Origin of the sequence: Sphingomonas sp. S2M10 (assembly GCF_012650175.1) — a bacterium.
GTDB lineage: Bacteria > Pseudomonadota > Alphaproteobacteria > Sphingomonadales > Sphingomonadaceae > Sphingomonas.
The window spans coordinates 1-18,090 of the sequence record NZ_JAAILI010000041.1 but is presented as its reverse complement, the minus strand read 5'-3'; the positions used below and the strand labels follow the sequence as shown (position 1 = coordinate 18,090).

The 18,090-nt window shown below is 67.7% G+C and carries 15 protein-coding genes; 10 read left to right on the top strand and 5 right to left on the bottom strand.

Features of this window, described 5'->3' with window-relative positions; translation table 11 throughout:
• The first annotated feature begins 67 nt into the window (after window positions 1–67).
• The 5 genes from S2M10_RS09775 (at window position 68) to S2M10_RS09755 (ending at window position 7,403) form a co-directional block, all read left to right on the top strand.
• Window positions 68–1,297 carry an efflux RND transporter periplasmic adaptor subunit gene (locus S2M10_RS09775; RefSeq protein WP_168845878.1) on the top strand — a complete coding sequence of 410 codons (1,230 nt, stop codon included), beginning with the start codon at window positions 68–70 and terminating at the stop codon, window positions 1,295–1,297.
• Between the two features lie 6 nt (window positions 1,298–1,303).
• On the top strand, window positions 1,304–4,480 hold the full coding sequence (locus S2M10_RS09770; RefSeq protein ID WP_168845877.1) for an efflux RND transporter permease subunit: 3,177 nt from the start codon (window positions 1,304–1,306) through the stop codon (window positions 4,478–4,480).
• Between the two features lie 5 nt (window positions 4,481–4,485).
• Complete coding sequence (locus S2M10_RS09765) at window positions 4,486–5,913, top strand: efflux transporter outer membrane subunit (RefSeq protein WP_168845876.1); 1,428 nt, start codon at window positions 4,486–4,488, stop codon at window positions 5,911–5,913.
• Between the two features lie 62 nt (window positions 5,914–5,975).
• A complete protein-coding gene (locus S2M10_RS09760; RefSeq protein ID WP_348770568.1) occupies window positions 5,976–6,278 on the top strand; it encodes a hypothetical protein in 303 nt (100 codons plus the stop codon).
• A 273-nt stretch (window positions 6,279–6,551) separates the two neighbouring features.
• Entirely contained in the window at window positions 6,552–7,403 is an 852-nt protein-coding gene (locus S2M10_RS09755) for a fumarylacetoacetate hydrolase family protein (RefSeq protein WP_168845875.1), read from the top strand.
• A 140-nt stretch (window positions 7,404–7,543) separates the two neighbouring features.
• Here S2M10_RS09755 and S2M10_RS09750 read toward each other — a convergent pair whose 3' ends face one another.
• Together S2M10_RS09750 and mgrA are read right to left on the bottom strand one after the other, a co-directional pair.
• Window positions 7,544–8,005 carry a GreA/GreB family elongation factor gene (locus tag S2M10_RS09750; protein ID WP_168845874.1) on the bottom strand — a complete coding sequence of 154 codons (462 nt, stop codon included), beginning with the start codon at window positions 8,003–8,005 and terminating at the stop codon, window positions 7,544–7,546.
• On the bottom strand, window positions 8,002–9,063 hold the full coding sequence (gene mgrA / locus S2M10_RS09745; protein ID WP_168845873.1) for an L-glyceraldehyde 3-phosphate reductase: 1,062 nt from the start codon (window positions 9,061–9,063) through the stop codon (window positions 8,002–8,004). The genes S2M10_RS09750 and mgrA overlap by 4 nt, the downstream gene beginning before the upstream one ends.
• Before the next feature lie 147 nt (window positions 9,064–9,210).
• Here mgrA and thrC point away from each other — a divergent pair, with 147 nt between their 5' ends.
• Both thrC and S2M10_RS09735 read left to right on the top strand, forming a co-directional pair.
• Entirely contained in the window at window positions 9,211–10,602 is a 1,392-nt protein-coding gene (gene thrC, locus S2M10_RS09740) for a threonine synthase (RefSeq protein ID WP_168845872.1), read from the top strand.
• A complete protein-coding gene (locus S2M10_RS09735; RefSeq protein WP_168845871.1) occupies window positions 10,599–11,471 on the top strand; it encodes a class I SAM-dependent methyltransferase in 873 nt (290 codons plus the stop codon). The genes thrC and S2M10_RS09735 overlap by 4 nt, the downstream gene beginning before the upstream one ends.
• Window positions 11,472–11,487: 16 nt before the next feature.
• Here S2M10_RS09735 and S2M10_RS09730 read toward each other — a convergent pair whose 3' ends face one another.
• The 3 genes from S2M10_RS09730 to ykgO all read right to left on the bottom strand — a co-directional run bounded on the left by S2M10_RS09730 (window position 11,488) and on the right by ykgO (window position 15,310).
• Complete coding sequence (locus S2M10_RS09730; RefSeq protein ID WP_168845870.1) at window positions 11,488–14,265, bottom strand: EAL domain-containing protein; 2,778 nt, start codon at window positions 14,263–14,265, stop codon at window positions 11,488–11,490.
• A gap of 290 nt (window positions 14,266–14,555) precedes the next feature.
• The gene (locus S2M10_RS09725) at window positions 14,556–15,176 is read right to left on the bottom strand and encodes an HAD family phosphatase (RefSeq protein WP_168845869.1); all 621 of its coding nucleotides are present in this window, start codon (window positions 15,174–15,176) and stop codon (window positions 14,556–14,558) included.
• 8 nt (window positions 15,177–15,184) lie between these two features.
• Window positions 15,185–15,310 (bottom strand): type B 50S ribosomal protein L36, encoded by a 126-nt coding sequence (gene ykgO, locus S2M10_RS09720; RefSeq protein ID WP_010543750.1) that lies wholly within the window; start codon window positions 15,308–15,310, stop codon window positions 15,185–15,187.
• Window positions 15,311–15,517: 207 nt separating this feature from the next.
• Here ykgO and S2M10_RS09715 point away from each other — a divergent pair, with 207 nt between their 5' ends.
• Genes S2M10_RS09715 through S2M10_RS09705 form a run of 3 tightly spaced genes read left to right on the top strand, consistent with a single transcriptional unit; the run spans window position 15,518 to window position 17,687 of the window.
• Window positions 15,518–16,117 (top strand): DUF4136 domain-containing protein, encoded by a 600-nt coding sequence (locus tag S2M10_RS09715; protein ID WP_348770567.1) that lies wholly within the window; start codon window positions 15,518–15,520, stop codon window positions 16,115–16,117.
• Window positions 16,114–17,232, top strand: coding sequence for a M14-type cytosolic carboxypeptidase (locus tag S2M10_RS09710; RefSeq protein ID WP_168845867.1), 1,119 nt, complete (start codon window positions 16,114–16,116; stop codon window positions 17,230–17,232). The genes S2M10_RS09715 and S2M10_RS09710 overlap by 4 nt, the downstream gene beginning before the upstream one ends.
• Window positions 17,229–17,687 (top strand): GNAT family N-acetyltransferase, encoded by a 459-nt coding sequence (locus S2M10_RS09705; RefSeq protein ID WP_168845866.1) that lies wholly within the window; start codon window positions 17,229–17,231, stop codon window positions 17,685–17,687. Before S2M10_RS09710 ends, S2M10_RS09705 begins: the two co-directional genes overlap by 4 nt.
• Window positions 17,688–18,090: the final 403 nt, after the last annotated feature.

The following is an 18,090-nucleotide window of genomic DNA, read 5'->3' as shown; positions in this document are numbered from 1 at the left end:
TCACTTCGCAGTAGCGGCGAATGTGAGCGATCGTTCACTCACATATAACATAACGGCAGGCTTCCGCATGACTTTTTTCCGTCACACCGCGCCGGCTCTCGCGCTTGTCCTCGCCGCCTGTGGCGGTCAGTCCCAGCAGCAGGGTGGCGGCGCCCCAGGCGGCGCAGGTGGACAGCAGGCCGCACCGCCGCCCGTCTCCTATGTCGTCGTCCAGCAGCAAGCCGTGCCGCTCACCAGCGAACTGCCCGGCCGGCTGAGCCCCTATGAGAGCTCGGACGTGCGCCCGCAGGTCAACGGCCTGATCCTCGAGCGGCTGTTCACCGAGGGCGACATGGTGCGCCAGGGCCAGCCGCTCTATCGGATCGACCCTGCGCCCTATCGCGCCGCCGTCGCCAGCGCCCGCGCCGCGCTGACCCGCGCCCAGGCGACGATCGCCACCAGCGAGGCGCTGTCCCGCCGCTATGGCGAACTGGTCAAGATCAACGCGATCTCGAAGCAGGAAGCCGAGAATGCCGTCGCAAGCGCCGCCCAGGCCCGCGCCGATGTCGCCGCCCAGCGCGCCGCGCTGACCACCGCCGAGATCGACCTCGCCCGCACCACGATCCGCGCGCCGATCAGCGGCAAGATCGGCCGCTCGCTCTACACCACCGGCGCGCTGGTCTCGGCCGCGCAGACCAACCCGCTGACCACGATCCAGCGGCTCGACCCGATCTATGTCGATATCCAGCAGTCGAGCGCCGACATCCTCAAGCTGCGCCAGTCGATCATGGCCGGCAAGGTCGCGCGCGACGGCAACGCCAAGGTGGCGGTGACCCTGGAGGACGGCAGCCAGTATGGCCCGCAGGGCACGCTGCGCTTCGCCGACGTGACCGTCGACGAGACCACCGGCAGCCAGGTGATCCGCGCGCTGTTCCCCAACCCCAACGGCCTGCTGCTGCCGGGCATGTTCGTCCGCGCCCGCCTGGTCGAGGGCACCCAGCAGAACGCGATGCTGGTGCCGCAGCGCGCGGTGAGCCGCGACGAGCGCGGCAACCCGACCGTGCTGATCGTCGGCGCCGAGAACAAGATCGAGCCGCGCCCGATCCAGACCAGCCGCACCGCCGGCGACAGCTGGATCGTCACCGGCGGGCTCAAGCCGGGCGACAAGGTGATCGTCGAGGGCGCGATGATGCTGCGCCCGGGCATGCCGGTCACCCCGCAGCCGTGGAACCCGAACGCCAAGCCCGCCCAGGGCCAGCCGGGTGCCGCCGCGCCTGCCCAAGGCCAGACGGGCGGCAAGCCCGCCCAAGGGAAGTAAGCCCTCATGTCGCGCTATTTCATCGATCGGCCCATCTTCGCCTGGGTCATCGCGATCATCATCATGCTGGCGGGCATCCTCGCGATCCGCACGCTGCCGATCGCGCAGTTCCCGGAGATTGCGCCGCCCGCCGTCTCGATCACCGCCACCTATCCCGGTGCGGACGCCAAGACGCTGGAAAACACGACGACGCAGATCATCGAGCAGCAGCTGAAGGGGATCGACCACCTTCGCTATTTCTCGTCCTCGTCCTCGTCGGCGGGCACGGTGACGATCACGCTCACCTTCGAGCAGGGCACCGATCCGGACATCGCCCAGGTGCAGGTGCAGAACAAGCTGCAGGCGGCCACCCCGCTCCTGCCGCAGGAAGTGCAGCAGCAGGGCATCCAGGTCGCCAAGGCCACCCAGAACTTCCTGGTGGTGATCGGCCTCTATTCGGAAGACGGCTCGCATAGCGGCACCGATCTCGCCGACTATGCGGTGTCGAAGCTGCAGGATCCGCTGTCGCGCGTGAACGGCGTCGGCGACACCCAGGTGTTCGGTTCGCAATATGCGATGCGCGTCTGGGTCGATCCGGTGAAGCTCAACAAATATGCGCTCACCATGGACGACGTGACCACCGCCATCCGCGCGCAGAACGCGCAGGTCTCGGCCGGCCAGCTCGGCGCGCGCCCCGCGCCGAAGGAGCAGATGCTCAACGCCACGGTGTCGGTCCAGTCGCGCCTGACGACGCCGGACCAGTTCGCCCAGATCCGCCTGAAGAGCGGCACCGACGGTTCGGTGGTGCGCCTCGCCGATGTCGGGCGCGTGGAAATGGGCGCGGAGAGCTACGGCTTCGATTCGAAGTGGAACGGCAAGCCCGGCGCCGGCATCGGCATCAAGCTCGCCCCCGGCGCCAACGCGCTGACCACGGTCGATCTGGTCAAGGCGCGCGTCAACGCGATCGCCAAGACCTTCCCGTCGGACATCAAGGTCATCTACCCGTATGATACCACGCCGTTCGTCCGCCTGTCGGTCGAGCAGGTGGTCCACACGCTGATCGAAGCGGTGGTGCTGGTCTTCCTGGTGATGTTCCTGTTCCTGCAGAACTTCCGCGCCACGCTGATCCCGACGATCGCGGTGCCGGTGGTGCTGCTCGGCACCTTCGCGGTGCTGGCGATCGCCGGCTATTCGATCAACACGCTCACCCTGTTCGGCATGGTGCTGGCGATCGGCCTGCTCGTCGACGACGCGATCGTCGTCGTCGAGAATGTCGAGCGCCTGATCACCACCGAGCATCTCAGCCCGATCGACGCCGCGCGCAAGTCGATGGAGGAGATCACCAGCGCGCTGATCGGTATCGCCCTGGTCCTTTCGGCGGTGTTCCTGCCGATGGCCTTCTTCGGCGGCTCGACCGGCGTGATCTACCGCCAGTTCTCGATCACGATCGTTTCGGCGATGGTGCTCTCGGTGTTCGTGGCGCTGGTGCTCACCCCGGCGCTGTGCGCCACCATCCTCAAGCCGCACAATCCGGACAAGGCCGAAGGCAATGGCCCGCTCGCGCGCTTCTTCCGCTGGTTCAACCGCAATTTCGATCGCGGCCAGGCCAAGTACGAGAAGGGCGTGCGCCGCACCGCGCGCAGCTGGAAGCGCTCGGGCCTTCTCTATCTGCTGATCCTCGGCGGTATGAGCTTCCTGTTCCTGCGCCTGCCCGGCGGCTTCCTGCCCGACGAGGACCAGGGCATCGTCATCGCGCTGGTCCAGGGTCCGGCGGGCGCCACCTCGGCGCGTACCGACAAGGGGCTCGATCTGATCCGCGACCACTTCCTCAAGGAGGAAGCGGGCAATGTGAAGGGCGTGTTCACGATCAACGGCTTCAGCTTCGCCGGCAGCGGCCAGAACAGCGGCCTCGCCTTCATGCCGCTCAACGACTGGTCCGAGCGCCCCGGCGGCAAGAACGCCGCCGCGTCGATCGTCGGCCGCGCGATGGGCGTGTTCTCGCAATATCGCGACGGCCTGATCTTCGCGATCACGCCGCCGGCAGTGCAGGAGCTCGGCAACGCCACCGGCTTCGACCTCCAGCTCGTCGACAGCGGCGGTATCGGCCATGAACGCCTGCTCCAGGCGCGCAACATGATGCTCGGCATGGCGATGCAGAACCCCAAGCTGGTCGGCGTGCGCCCGAACTCGCTGGAAGATGCGCCGCAGCTCAAGGTCGACATCGATCAGGACAAGGCCAAGGCGCTCGGCCTCGACCTCGCTGCGGTCAACAGCACCATCTCCACCGCCTGGGGCGGCGCCTATGTCAACGACTTCGTCGATCGCGGCCGCGTCAAGCGCGTCTATGTCCAGGCCGATGCGCCCTATCGCCTGACACCGGAGGACATCGCCAATCTGTTCGTCCGCGGCCCCACCGGCACGATGACGCCGTTCACCGCCTTCTCGACGCTCAGCTGGGAACAGGCGCCGGTGCAGCTTACCCGCTATAACGGCCTGCCCTCGATGGAAATCCTCGGCTCGCCCGCCCCCGGCACCTCGACCGGCGACGCGATGGCGGCGATGGAGGCGATCCACGCCAAGCTGCCGCCGGGCACCTCGCTCGAATGGACCGGCCTCTCCTATGAGGAACGGCTGTCGGGCGGTCAGGCCCCCGCGCTCTACGCGCTGTCGCTGCTGATCGTGTTCCTCTGCCTCGCCGCGCTGTACGAAAGCTGGTCGGTGCCGATCTCGGTGATCCTGGTGGTGCCGCTCGGCGTGCTCGGCGCGCTGCTCGCGGCGTGGCTCACGGGCCTCAACAACGACATCTATCTGCAGGTCGGCCTGATCACCACGATCGGCGTGTCGGCGAAGAACGCGATCCTGATCGTCGAATTCGCCGAGGAGCGGATGCGCGAGGGCATGAGCGCCTTCGATGCGGCGATCGAAGCCGCCAAGCTCCGTCTGCGCCCGATCCTGATGACCAGCCTCGCCTTCATCTTCGGCGTGCTGCCGCTGGCGATCTCCACCGGTGCGGGCGCCGGCGGCCAGAACGCGATCGGCCGTGCGGTGGTGGGCGGCATGCTCTCCGCGACGGTGCTGGCGATCTTCTTCGTGCCGATGTTCTTCGTGGTGGTGCGGCGTGTGTTCGACCGTCGCCGCAACAAGAACGAGACGCCCCCCGCAACCACCCATGACGGCGGCGCCCCGGCGCCCCAGGGAGCCTGACGGCCGTGACCAATCGCTTCTCCCTGTTCCTCGCGCTGGCCGCGAGCACCGCGCTCTCGGCGTGCAACCTGGCGCCGAAATATGCCCGGCCCGAACCGGCGCTGCCGGCGCTGCCCCAGGGCGGCGTCTATCCGGCCGCCGCCACCGACGCGCCGGACATCAGCAGGATCGGCTGGCGCGACTTTTTCGTCGACGATCGCCTGCGCCAGGTGATCCAGCTGGGCCTGGACAACAACCAGGACCTGCGCCTCGCCGCCGCCAATGTGCTGCAGGCGCGCGCGCAGTACCGGGCGCAGCGGGCGGATCTGTTCCCGGCGATCGGCGTCAGCGGCACCGGCAACTACACCAACACCGCGCAGTTCGCGGCGAGTGCCGGCGGCGCGCTGGGCGGCGTCGGCGTGCAGGACGTGCAGAACTTCAGCGTGACTGCGGGCATCACCTCCTATGAGGTCGATCTGTTCGGCCGGGTGCGCAACCTCAGCCGCGCCGCGCAGGAGCAGTATTTCGCCAGCAGCGAGGCGCAGCGCGCCACGCGCGTCTCGCTGATCGGCGAGATCGCCAGCGCCTGGCTCACGCTTGCTTCAGACCGCGAACAGCTCGCCATCGCGCAGAACACGCTCAAGGCGTTCCAGCAATCGCTCGAGCTGACCCGCGCGCAGTTCCGCATCGGCGTGGCGTCGGAACTCGAGTCGCGCCAGGCCGAAACCACCTACGAATCCGCCCGCAACGACGTCGCGACCGCGCAGACGCGGATCGCGCAGGACATCAATGCGCTCCAGCTGCTCACCGGCGCCACCGTCGCGCCCGAGCTGCTGCCCGAGTCGCTCGGCGACGCCAAGGCGACGATCGACGCGCTGCCGGGCAACGTGCCCTCCGAAGTGCTGCTGCGCCGGCCGGACGTGCTGCAGGCCGAGCACCAGCTGATCGCGCAGAACGCAAATATCGGTGCGGCGCGCGCGGCCTTCTTCCCGAGCCTGTCGCTCACCGCGACGGTGGGCTCGATCGCGTCCACGATCGGCAAGCTGTTCGGATCGAACACCGATACCTATGTCGTCTCGCCCACGGCCTCGCTGAACATCTTCAACTTCGGCAAGAACCAGGCGAATCTGGAATATTCCAAGGCCTCGCGCGACGCGGCGGTGGCGACCTATCAGCGCACGATCCAGACCGCGTTTCGCGAGGTCGCCGATGCGCTCGCCCAGCGCGGCACGATCGACGAGCAGCTGCGCGCCCAGAGTGCCCGCGCCAATGCGGCGGAAGTCGCCGCCAAGCTGTCCGACGCACGCTACCGGGCGGGGGTGGATTCCTTCCTGACCGTGCTCGATTCGCAGCGCAGCGCCTATGCCGCCGAACAGAGCCTGGTCACCACCCGGCTCACCCGCGCGAGCAATCTGGTGACCCTGTATAGAACCTTAGGCGGCGGGCTCGACTAGGCGCTTGCCAGCTGCAAAAATCGGCATACTCTCCAGATCCTATAAGGTGAAGGAGAGGTGTCGTGTCGTTGAACGAAACCCGGCCGGAACAAGACCGGCCCCTGCCCGCCCTGCCCGCGCAGGCAGCCGATGAGAGCATGATCATCCTCGAGGGCCTGTTGTGCGTGATGCGGGAAAAGAACCTGCTCTCGCGCCAAGACCTCGAGCTGCTCTGCCAGAAGGTCGAGCGCCGCGCCGCCGGCGTCAGCAAGAACCCCCTGCCCTGCTGCCCGGACAAGGCGGCGAACGCGCGCAACTATGTCCAGCGCCTCGCCGACTATCTGGGCCAGCGTTATGGCGGCAAGCACCTCCGCCGCGTGAGCTGAACGCATAGGGGCACCCGCCCCTAGCCGTCACTCCGGCGAAAGCCGGGTCCATCGGGGTCGCCGTTGCGTCTCTCGCTGCGGCCTGGTGGCGTCTGGAGCCCGGCTTCCGCCGGGATGACGGGTGTGAGTCTGCGTGATGCGAGCCCCACGCGCGCTTTCCGCTCGCCCCGGCCGGGCCTCCAATAATCCGACAAATCGGCAAATCCCGCTTTGGCAAGCCGGGCATGCGCGCTACTGCGCAATCGTCTGTCTTTCCTGAATGAGGACGCTTGCATGAAGTTGCTTCGCTACGGCCCGCGCGGGGGCGAAAAGCCCGGCATCCTGGATGCCGAAGGCCGCATCCGCGACCTGACCGGCCTGGTGCCCGACCTGACCGTGGACGTGATCGAGCGGATCCGCACGATCGATCCCGCCACGCTGCCGCTGGTCGAAGGCGATGTCCGACTCGGCGTACCGGTGGCCAACATCGGCAAGTTCCTCGCCATCGGCCTCAACTATGCCGACCATGCCCGCGAAGCCGGCCTCGAGCCGCCGCCCGAGCCGATCTTCTTCACCAAGGCGATCTCGTGCCTCACCGGCCCGAACGATCCGGTGATGATCCCCAAGGGCTCGCAGAAGAGCGACTGGGAAGTCGAGCTGGGCGTGATCATCGGCAAGACCTGCCGCCATGTCGCGCAGGCCGACGCGCTCGATCATGTCGCGGGCTTCGTCCTCGCCAACGACGTGTCCGAACGCGCCTTCCAGAAGGAGCTCGGCAGCCAGTGGGACAAGGGCAAGGGCTGCGACACCTTCGGACCCGTCGGCCCGTGGCTGGTCACGCCGGACGAGGTGGCGGACTGCCAGGCGCTCGACATGTATCTCGACCTCAACGGCAAGCGGATGCAGACCGGCAACACGTCGACGATGATCTTCCCGGTGGCGGAATGCATCGCGTACATGAGCCGCTTCATCACGCTCCACCCCGGCGACCTGCTGATCACCGGCACGCCCCCGGGCGTCGGCGAGGGCCAGAAGCCAGACAAGATCTTCCTCAAGCCCGGCGATGTGATGGAGCTGGGGATCACGGGCCTCGGCACCCAGCGGCAAGAGGTGATCGCGTTCGATCTGGCGAAGCTGGAGGGGTAACTCCCGCCATCACCCTCACCCTTCCGGCGCTTCGCGCCTCCCTCCCTCTCCCAAAGGGAGAGGGATAAAGCGCCCTCTCCCTTTGGGAGAGGGAGGGGACCCGCCGCCGAAGGCGGTGGGGAGGGTGAGGGCGAAGGCGCCTAGATCGCCTCCACCGCCAGCACTTCGATCGCTTCCGGCTTGCCGCCGAAATCCACCCGCTCGCCTTCCTCCGCCCCCAGCAGCGCGTGCGCCAGCGGCGCCTGGAAGGCCAGCCGATCGGCCGCCGGATCGGCCTCGTCATGCCCGACGATCTCGATCACCCGCTCGCGCCCGTTCAGCCGGATCCGCACCCGCGCACCGATCCCCGCCACGCCGTCCTCGGGTCGCGGCGCGACCTGCGCGGTGGCGGCGCGGGTGTTCCAGTAGCGGAGCTCGCGCTTCAGCACCTCCCGGGCCTCGTCCTCGCCCTCGGCCTCGATCGCCGCCTCCAGCGCGGCGACCTTGCTCGCGATCAGCGCAGGCCCCGCCGCCGTGACCAGGTTGGGCCCGGCCGGCAGCGGCAGCTCGAACTTCGGTTCCTTATGTTCTTCATCGCTCTCGCGACGGAAGGCGACGCTCATCGTTGCGGCAATTCCTCAAGCGTGGACGATACCTTCCAAAGATCGATCGCGCCTTCGGTTGCATGGGTGTCGATCTCGGCCAGCTCATCGGCGGTGAAGTCGAGATTCTTCACCGCGTCGAGCGAGTCGTCGAGCTGCTGCACCGTGCGCGCGCCGATCAGCGCCGAGGTGACGCGGGGATCGCGCAGCACCCAGGCGATCGCCATCTGCGCCAGCGTCTGCCCGCGCTTCTCGGCGATCGCGTTGAGCGCGCGAATCCGGGCGATATTCTCGTCCGAAAGCAGTGCGGTGTTGAGCGAACCGCCCTTCGCCGCGCGCGCATCCTCGGGCACGCCGTTGAGGTACTTGCGCGTCAGCATCCCCTGCGCCAGCGGCGAGAAGGCGATGCAGCCGGTGCCGAGGTCCGCCAGCGTGTCGAGCAGGCCCTCCTCGATCCAGCGGTTGAGCATCGAATAGCTCGGCTGGTGGATCAGCAGCGGCACCTTGTAGTCGGCGAGGATCGCCGCGGCCTTCCGCGTCAGCTCGGGCGAATAGCTGGAGATGCCGACATAGAGCGCCTTGCCCTGGCGGTGGATCTGGGCGAGCGCGCCCATCGTCTCCTCCAGCGGCGTCTTGGGGTCGACGCGGTGCGAATAGAAGATGTCGACATAGTCGAGCCCCATCCGCTTGAGGCTCTGGTCGCACGAGGCGATCAGATATTTCTTGCTGCCGCCGACATCGCCATACGGCCCGGGCCACATGTCCCAGCCCGCCTTGGAGGAGATGATCAGCTCGTCGCGGTGGCTCGCGAAGTCGGTCGCCAGCACGCGGCCGAAATTCTCCTCGGCCGAGCCATAGGGCGGGCCGTAATTGTTCGCGAGATCGAAATGCGTCACGCCGCGATCGAAGGCCCGGCGCAGCATAGCGCGGGCATTTTCGAACACGTCGGTGCCGCCGAAATTCTGCCATAGCCCGAGGCTGATCGCCGGCAGGTCGAGCCCGCTAAGCCCACAGCGGCGATAGGGCATGCGGCCGTCATAACGATCGGCATCGGCATGCCAGGGCTGGGGATAGGGCATCATCTCTCTCCATCGCGAATGGTTGCGGAACGCGCCTATACGCAGGCCGGGTTCCACACGGAACACCCCGATGCACGGACGGTGGCAAGCCGCCCCCAAGGACAGCTATCTTGTCCCGATCGTTGCCGGCGGGTAACGCGGTCTGCCATGCAGTATCACAGCACCCGCGGCGCCGCGCCCTTGCTGGGCTTTCGCGACGTCACCCTCACCGGCCTGGCCAGCGACGGCGGCCTCTACGTCCCGACCGAATGGCCGCGCTTCTCGGCCGAGGACATCGCCGCGATGCGCGGCCTCTCCTATGTCGAGACGGCGGTGCGCGTCATGCTGCCCTTCGTTACGCCGGACCTCAGCGAGGACGAGCTCCGCCAGCTCTGCACCCAGGCCTATGCCCGCTTCTCGCACGCGGCGGTGACCCCGCTGGTCCAGATCGACCGGCAGCACTGGCTGCTCGAGCTGTTCCACGGCCCCACCCTCGCCTTCAAGGACGTGGCGCTGCAGCTGCTCGGGCTGCTGTTCGAGAAGTTTCTCGCGGGCACCAACCATCATCTCACCATCGTCGGCGCGACCTCGGGCGATACCGGCAGCGCCGCGATCGACGCGGTGGCGGGGCGCATCGGTGTCGACATCTTCATGCTGCACCCGCAGGGCCGCGTGTCGGACGTCCAGCGCCGGCAGATGACCACGGTGCTCGCGCCCAACGTCCACAACATCGCGATCGACGGCAGCTTCGACGATGCCCAGGCACTGGTGAAGGCGATGTTCAACGATCGCGACTTCTCGGGCCGCTTCCAGCTGAGCGCGGTCAACTCGATCAACTGGGCCCGGCTGATGGCGCAGGTGGTCTATTATTTCTACGCCGCCGTCCGCCTCGGCGCGCCCGAGCGGCCGGTTGCCTTCTCGGTGCCGACCGGCAATTTCGGCGACGTCTTCGCCGGCTATGTCGCCGCGCGCATGGGGCTGCCGGTGGCCAAGCTGGTGGTGGCGACCAACGTCAACGACATCCTCCACCGTGCTTTGTCGGCCGGCGACTATTCGGCCGGCACCGTCACCCCCACCGCCGCACCGTCGATGGACATCCAGGTCAGCTCGAACTTCGAGCGGCTGCTGGCGGATCTCGCCGGGGCACCGATCGCGGACCAGATGCGCGGCTTCGAGGCAACCAAGGCGATGCAGCTCACCAATGCCCAGCGTGAAGGCGCTTCGAAGCTGTTCACCAGCGACGCCATTGATGCCGACGGCATGAACGAGGCGATGCGCTGGGCCTGTGCCGAGGCCGCGCAGGTGATCGACCCGCACACCGCGATCGGCCTCGCCGCCGCGCAGCGCGCGGGTCTCGCGTCGGACGTGCCGGTGGTGACGCTCGCCACCGCCCACCCCGCCAAATTCCGCGACGCGGTCGAGCGCGCGACCGGCATGCGCCCCGCCGTGCCGAACCGCATTGGCGACCTGTTCGATCGCCAGGAGCGCTACGACACCCTGCCCGCCGAGTTTGGCGCCATCACCGGCTATATCGCCGAGCGGGCCCACGCCCGCCCATGAAGCTCGTCACGCTCACCGGCGAACCCTGGGCGGACTATGGGTTGATCGATTCGGGCCATGGGCGGAAGCTGGAGCGCTACGGCGCGTACCGCTTCATCCGCCCCGAGCCCCAGGCGCTGTGGGCGCCGTCCTCGGCCGACTGGGACGCACATGCCGAGTTCGTCCCCGGCTCCGACGAGGAGGGCGGCGGCCGCTGGGACTATCTGAAGCCTACCCCACGCGAGGGTTGGCCGCTGGCATGGCGCGAGGTGCGCTTCACCGCCCAGACCACGCCCTTCCGCCATCTCGGCTTTTTCCCGGACATGGCGCCGGTATGGGACTGGATGCGCGGCCGCATCGACGGGATGGACAGCGCTGAGTGCATGAACCTGTTCGGCTATACCGGGGTCGGCTCGCTGGCGCTGGCGGCGGCGGGCGCCAAGGTGACGCATGTCGATGCGTCCAAGAAGTCGGTGATGGAAGGCAAGGCCAATGCCCAGCTCTCGGGCATGGCCGACAAGCCGGTCCGCTGGATGATCGACGACGCAATGAAATTCACCGCGCGCGAAGTGCGCCGGGGACGGCGCTATGACGGCATCATCCTCGATCCGCCGAAATGGGGCCGCGGGCCCAATGGCGAGGTGTGGAAGCTGGAGGAAGGCCTGCCCGGCCTGATCGACGACGTGGCGAAGCTGCTCGACGAGGATTCGCGCTTCCTGTTCCTCACCGTCTACGCGGTGCGGATGTCGGCGCTGGCGATCGGCGAACTGGTCCGCCAGGCGATGGCGGACAGGGGCGGCTTGGTCGAGGCGGGCGAACTGACCGTGCGCGAGGAAGCGCGCGGTCTTGCATTGCCCACGGCGATTTTCGCCCGCTGGTCGCGCGACTGACGCGACCCGCCGCGCGTCAGGACGCCGCCCGGACGAGCGCTGCGCTTCCCTGCATCAGCGCCGGCTTGCCGAACAGGTAGCCCTGCGCTTCCTCGCAGCCCTCGCGTACGAGCAGCTGGCGCTGGGCATCGGTTTCCAGCCCCTCGGCCAGCACCGGGATCGACAGGCTGCGCCCCAGCGCGAGGATCGCGCGGATGATCGCGCGGGATTGCTCGCTATATTCCGAGTCCGCGAGGAATGACTTGTCGATCTTGATCTTGTCGAACGGGAAGGAATGGAGCGTGTCGAGCGAGGAATAACCGGTGCCGAAATCGTCCATCGCCACCCGCACGCCCAGCGCCTTGATCCGCCGCAGACTGTGCAGCGCGCGGGTCTTGTCGGCGATCAGCGCGGTTTCGGTGATCTCCAGTTCCAGCCGCGTCGGTGCCAGCCCCGTCTCGACGAGGATGCCGGTGATCATCTCCGGCAGGTCAGGCTTGAGCAGTTGCACCGGCGACAGGTTCACCGCGACATTCTGCCCCGACTCCCACCCCGCCGCCTCCGCACACGCCGTCCGCAGCACCCATTCGCCCAGACGGATGATCTCGCCGGTCTCCTCGGCGATCGGAATGAAGTCCATCGGCGGAATGTTGCCCAGCCGCGGATGTGCCCAGCGCAGCAGCGCCTCATAGCCGACCAGCTGGTCCGTCACCAGCGAGCGCTGGGGCTGGTACAGCAGACGGAGCTCGTTCCGCACGGCGGCGTGCCGCAGATCGTTGGCGATCACGCGGCGGTGCCGCGCCTGCTCGTCCATGCCCTGTTCGTAGTAGCAGATCCGCTCCGCGAAATCGGCCTTGGCGCGGTACATCGCCAGATCGGCATTGTTGAGCAGCGCCTCGCGGTCCGGCGCGTCGTCGGGGTAGAGGGCGACGCCGATGCTCGCCCCGACGGACAGCGAACCATGCGCCGCGAAGCCGCCGAACACCACCGCCTCCAGCCGCGCGACGAAGGGCTCCAACTCGGCCGGATGCTCGTAGCGCTTGGCGACCGCGAACTCGTCGCCGCCCACGCGCGCGGCAATCTCGCCATCCTGCAACGTTGCCGCCAGCGCGACACCGATCTCGCGCAGCACGCGATCCCCCTCGGCATGGCCGAGCGAATCGTTGATCTCCTTGAACCGATCGAGATCGATCGCGACTACCGCCACCTTCGTTTGCGCGCCGTCGGCACGGCCCAGTTCGGTATCGAGCCAGCCATGGAACTGCATGCGATTGGGCAGCCCGGTCAGCGCATCGTGCAGCGCCATGTGCGCGATTCGCGCCTCGGAGCGGCGACGTTCGCTGATATCCTCGATCGTCGTCACCCATCCCCCCTGGGGCAGGCGGCGGCTGTCGACGGACAGCACGAACCCGGCATCATATTCGACCACGATCGTCGGGTCGGCGCCGTCCTCCAGCGCCGCCAGGATTCGGCCGCGCGCCTCGTCGACTCGCGCGTCCTGCACCGCGCCGCCGGTGCGTGCCGCCAGCGCCTGCCGCACCACATCGGTCAGCGTCGCGCCCGGGGCGCAGCTGCCTGGTGCGAGCCCCCACAGCTTCAGGAATCGCTCGTTGCGCAGCAGCAGCCGCTCGTCCGCATCGAACAGACACAGCCCCTGGTGCATGTTTTCCAGGGCGGCATCGAGATGGCGGTGCGCCTCGGCGATGCGATCCTGATCGAGCTTGAACCGCGTCATGTCGCGGGTGATCTTCGCGAAGCCGAGCGCGCGGCCCTCCTCGTCGCGGATCTGCTCGATCGTCACATGCGCCCAGAAGCGTGATCCGTCCTTGCGGACCCGCCAGCCTTCCCCGGTAAACTTGCCCGTCCGCATCGCGGTGGCCAGCGCCGCATGGGCCGCGCCCGCCGCCTGGTCCTCCGGCGTGTAGAAGCGCGAAAGGTGGCTGCCGACCACCTCGTCCGCGTGATAGCCTTTCAGCCGCGCCGCGCCCGTGTTCCAGTTGGCGACCCGCCCCTCCACGTCGAGCATGTACAGCGCACAATCGGAGATGCCCTTCGCCAGGATGCTGAACTGCCGCTCGCTGGCAGCGATGGCGGCGCGTGCGCGCCGGGCGATGGACCAGCTGCCGAGGCAGATGGCAAGCAGCAACACCGTGATGATCGACAGCACGATCGACATCATGTGCGGCGAGAGATTGGCGCCCCCCGGCTCGCGCGCCCAGGGGATCAGGCGGATGGCGGTCATGCCGGTGAAGTGCAGGCTGACCACCGCGAGGGTCATCAGCAGCGCGGCGCCCACCCCCGAGCGGACCGACCGGCCGCGGACGGTGAGGAGCAGGCCCGCCGAAAAGGGCACCAGGCCGGCCAGGACCGACAGCGTCACATAGCCCCAGTCCCAGCGGATCCGCGCCGGCATGTCGATCGCGGCCATCCCCATATAGTGCATCGCCGCGATACCGCCGACGGCGATCAGGCTGGCCGCGGCGATTTGGCGCGTGCCTGCCGCTGTCCGGACGATCAGGAAGGCAGCCAGCATCGCTGCGGCGACAACTCCCAGCGATGCCGCCGAGAGCGCGATCGAGAAGCCGAACTGAAAACCCGGATCATAGCCGAGCATGGCGATGAAGTGCGTCGCCCAGATTCCGAAGGCGGTCGCCAGCGCCCCGCCCGCCTTCCAGCCAAATACGGCGCGCGGCGCGCGGATGGCCTGGCGGAGCATGAGAACCGCGGTCAACGTGGTGAGCACGCACATGCCGGCGGCAAGCGCGACCAGGCGCAGATCGTGCTCTCCGGTGATGCAATAGGCGATCGCGAACATGAAACCTCGTAGCTACTCGCCAGCGTGTAACCGCCAGAAGTTAACAGCCAGTCCCCGAAAGGAAGTTTCTGGTGCCAGGGAAGCGGCGATGGGGCGCGGGGCGAACGGCTCGCGTATCCAGCGGCGATTCGCAGATGGCCTGCTCCCGACGGCGGCAGACGATCGGTGCGCTTCGAACCTGCAATCGCAGCACCGCGCCAGGCCCGTGCAGCCCTGGGGCGATGCACGCGCACCACCGCCGCGCATGGACGGCAAGACCCATATCATGGAGGGGAAGGAGGCATCCGGCCTCAGCCGGCGAGGACACCCAGTCGCACCAGCTCGGCACGGAAAGGCTCGGCGCCGGTGAACACCACGCCGTGAATGCCCTGCTTCCGCGCCGCCTCGACGTTCACGGGCAGGTCGTCAACGAACACCGCGTCGGGCCCCTTCAGCCCGAATCGCTCCAGCGCGAGCGCGTAAATGGCGGGATCGGGCTTGGTCAGCTTCTCGTCGCCCGAGACGACGATGTCGCGGAAGCGCCCGAACAGCCACTCGACCTCCGGCATCCAGTCGCGCCAGAATTCGCCTGAAAAATTGGTGATCGCGTACAGCGGCACGCCCGCCGAATCGAGCTCCTCGATCAGCGCGACCATGTCCGGAAAGGCAGGCCCGAGTTGCTCGGCAAAGCGCGGCCCCCAGAGCGCGATCTTGTCGGCATGCTCCGGGTACAGCGCGCTCAGCTCCGCCGATGTCTCGGCGAAGGGGCGGCCAGCGTCATGCTGGAAATGCCATTCCTTGGTGGCGACCTGCGACAGAAACGCGTCGAGCGCCTGCTCGTTGTCGAACAGGCGCTCGTACACGCGCCGCGGTTCCCAAGGGAAAAGAACGTTGCCGACGTCGAAGATGACGGCGTGCGGCGCGGTTCCCACGGGGGCGATCAGCCCTGGCGTGCCTTGAAACGCTTCTGCGTCTTGTTGATCACGTAGATCCGGCCACGGCGGCGGATCACGCGGTTGTCGCGGTGCCGCCCCTTGAGCGACTTCAATGAATTCACGATCTTCATGACCGATTCGCTTCTCAAATTATCTGGAATGCCGGAAAGAGGGGCTCGCCTATAAGCGCGGGGGCAGGAAGTCAAGGCCGCGCGTGGCGGATGCAGCCGATCGCCGCGTTCGAACGTTCCACCGCCGATGGGCATAGGAAATCCGCTCGACCCGGCCCGCGCCGGCAGGATACATCCATTGCGCCCACGAAACAGGAGTGCGTGTTCGTGAATCCGTATCTGCGTCTTGCCCTGCTTGCCACCCTGCCCGCGCTGGCCGCCGGCTGCACCACCACCGGCGGCCGCCCGCCCGTCGACGTCACCCGCTATCACTTGAACGAGCCGTTCGAGCGGACCACGGTAACCGTCATGCCGATGTCCGGCGCGATGGACGTCACCCCCGAATTCCGCGCCTATGCCGATGCGGTGCAGGCTGAGCTGAGCAAGCAGGGCTATGTCGCCGCCACCAGCGATCGGCCGGCCGGCTACATCGCCTCGGTTTCCTTCACCCGCACCTTGCGCGGCGTGGTGCGCGAGCGCTCGCCGGTCTCGATCGGGCTGGGCGGCGGCAGCTTCGGCGGTGGTGTGGGGCTGGGCGGCGGCGTCTCGTTCGGCGTCGGCAAGCGCAAGCAGAACGAGATTCTCGTCTCGCAGCTCTGGGTGCAGTTGCGCCGCCGCGCCGGTGAGAGCGTGATCTGGGAAGGCCGCGCCGAGACCACCGGCCTCGGCATCAAGGACAACCAGCCTGCCGCCACCGCGCAGCGTCTCGCCGCCGCGCTGTTCAAGGACTTCCCCGGCGAGTCCGGGATCACTACGACGGTGAAATGAGCATTCAGATCAGCGCCGCGTTTGACAGCGGCAACATCCGCGTGGTCGCCATCGAAGGCGACCGGGTCGACTGCGAGATCGTCCTCGATCACCAGTCGGACTTCTTCCAGTGGTTCCACTTCCGCGTCGCTGGCGCGAAGGGGCGGACGCTGACCTTCCGCATCCTCAATGCGGGCAGCTCGGCCTATCCCTTCGGCTGGCCCGGCTACAAGGCGCGCTGGTCGGCCGACCGCGAATCGTGGCGGATGACCGAGACGGAGTATGCTGGCGGCGTGCTCAGCTTCACCCACCACTTCCAGACGGACCTCACGTGGTTCGCCTATTTCGCGCCCTATTCGATGGAGCGGCACCATGATCTGGTCAGCCGCATCGCGCTGCAGGACGGCGTGACCCACCGCCAGCTGGGCACGACGCTGGACGGCCAGCCGATCGACTGCCTCAGCATGGGCGAGGGGCCCAAGCAGGTCTGGCTCTATGCCCGCCAGCATCCGGGCGAGAGCATGGCCGAATGGTGGATGGAAGGGGCGCTGGAGTTCCTCACCGATGAGGACAATGCGGTGGCGCAGGCGCTCCGCAGCAAGGCCACCTTCCACTGCGTGCCCAACATGAACCCGGACGGCTCGCGCCGCGGCCATCTGCGCACCAATGCGGCGGGGGTGAACCTCAATCGCGAATGGCACACGCCGACGCCCGAGCGCAGCCCGGAAGTGCTGGCGGTGCGCAACGCCATGGACGCAACCGGCGTGGATTTCGCGATGGACGTCCATGGCGACGAGGCGATCCCCGCCAACTTTCTCGCCGGCTTCGAAGGCATCCCGAGCTGGACCGACGAATTGGGCGAGAAATTCTACGAATTCGGCCGGCGCCTCGCCGCGCACACCCCCGATTTCCAGACCGAGCTCGGCTACGACAAGTCGCCCCCGGGCAAGGCCAACCTCGCCATGTCGACCAACCAGCTCGCCGAGCGCTTCGGCGCGGTGTCGATGACGCTGGAAATGCCGTTCAAGGACCATGACGCGAACGCCGATCCCGAGTTCGGCTGGTCGCCGATACGCAGCAAGCTGCTCGCCCATGCCTGCCTCGAAACGCTGGCCGGGATGATCGACACGCTGTGATCGCGATCCGGGAAGGCGGGCTGGACGACGTCCAGGTGCAGGACCTCCTGCGCCTGCACGCCTCGGGCATGCTCGCCAACTCGCCGGCCGAAAGCTGCCACTTCCTCGATCTCTCAGGCCTGCGGGCGACGGACGTGACCTTCTGGAGCGCCTGGGAGGGCGATGCCCTGCTCGGCATGGGGGCGCTCAAGCAGCTCGATGCGGAGCACGGCGAGATCAAGTCGATGCGCACGGTGCCCGCACACCTCGGCAAGGGCGTTGGGGCGGCGATGCTGTCGCATATCCTGTCCGCCGCCCGGGCGCGGGGGCTGGCGCGGCTGAGCCTGGAGACGGGGACCGCCCCGGCGTTCGAGCCGGCGATCCGGCTCTACACCCGCCATGGTTTCGTCCCCTGCCCGCCCTTTGGCGACTATCGGGACGATCCCCACAGCCGGTTTCTGACACTGGCGCTGTGACGCGGTGACCGAGAAGGACATTGCAGGCGGCAGGCACCCTGCCATGGGCATTGGGAGAGGAAAGCCGCGCCGGGATCGCGGCTGCTGACCGAAGCTTAGGCTTCCGAAGGCGGGGCGAGCAACAAAACTGCTGGGCGCCGCAACGCACATCACTGCGCGCAGGAAGGCCTTACCGAAAGCACAAGACGGCAGCCGCTTCATTCGACGGTTCGGGCGACGATCGCCCGTTTGTCTGGAATCGGGTGGGAAGCGGACAGGCAGCTTATGAACGAAAGCTGTGGCTTTCAGCGGTAAATGTCACGAATGTCAGCACTAGGTGACGCCGATGACGAGGGTGCTGCGGGCGGCTTCCACGACATCCTCGCTGATGGTTGCGAGGCCGTTGATCTTCAGCACGCGCTCG

Excerpts from the sequence above, each read along its gene's own strand:
- S2M10_RS09775 (WP_168845878.1), top strand. The coding sequence starts at position 68 with ATGACTTTTTTCCGTCACACCGCGCCGGCTCTCGCGCTTGTCCTCGCC.
- S2M10_RS09770 (WP_168845877.1), top strand. The coding sequence starts at position 1,304 with ATGTCGCGCTATTTCATCGATCGGCCCATCTTCGCCTGGGTCATCGCG.
- S2M10_RS09755 (WP_168845875.1), top strand. The coding sequence starts at position 6,552 with ATGAAGTTGCTTCGCTACGGCCCGCGCGGGGGCGAAAAGCCCGGCATC.
- S2M10_RS09750 (WP_168845874.1), bottom strand. The coding sequence starts at position 8,005 with ATGAGCGTCGCCTTCCGTCGCGAGAGCGATGAAGAACATAAGGAACCG.
- mgrA (WP_168845873.1), bottom strand. The coding sequence starts at position 9,063 with ATGCCCTATCCCCAGCCCTGGCATGCCGATGCCGATCGTTATGACGGC.
- thrC (WP_168845872.1), top strand. The coding sequence starts at position 9,211 with ATGCAGTATCACAGCACCCGCGGCGCCGCGCCCTTGCTGGGCTTTCGC.
- S2M10_RS09735 (WP_168845871.1), top strand. The coding sequence starts at position 10,599 with ATGAAGCTCGTCACGCTCACCGGCGAACCCTGGGCGGACTATGGGTTG.
- S2M10_RS09730 (WP_168845870.1), bottom strand. The coding sequence starts at position 14,265 with ATGTTCGCGATCGCCTATTGCATCACCGGAGAGCACGATCTGCGCCTG.
- ykgO (WP_010543750.1), bottom strand. The coding sequence starts at position 15,310 with ATGAAGATCGTGAATTCATTGAAGTCGCTCAAGGGGCGGCACCGCGAC.
- S2M10_RS09710 (WP_168845867.1), top strand. The coding sequence starts at position 16,114 with ATGAGCATTCAGATCAGCGCCGCGTTTGACAGCGGCAACATCCGCGTG.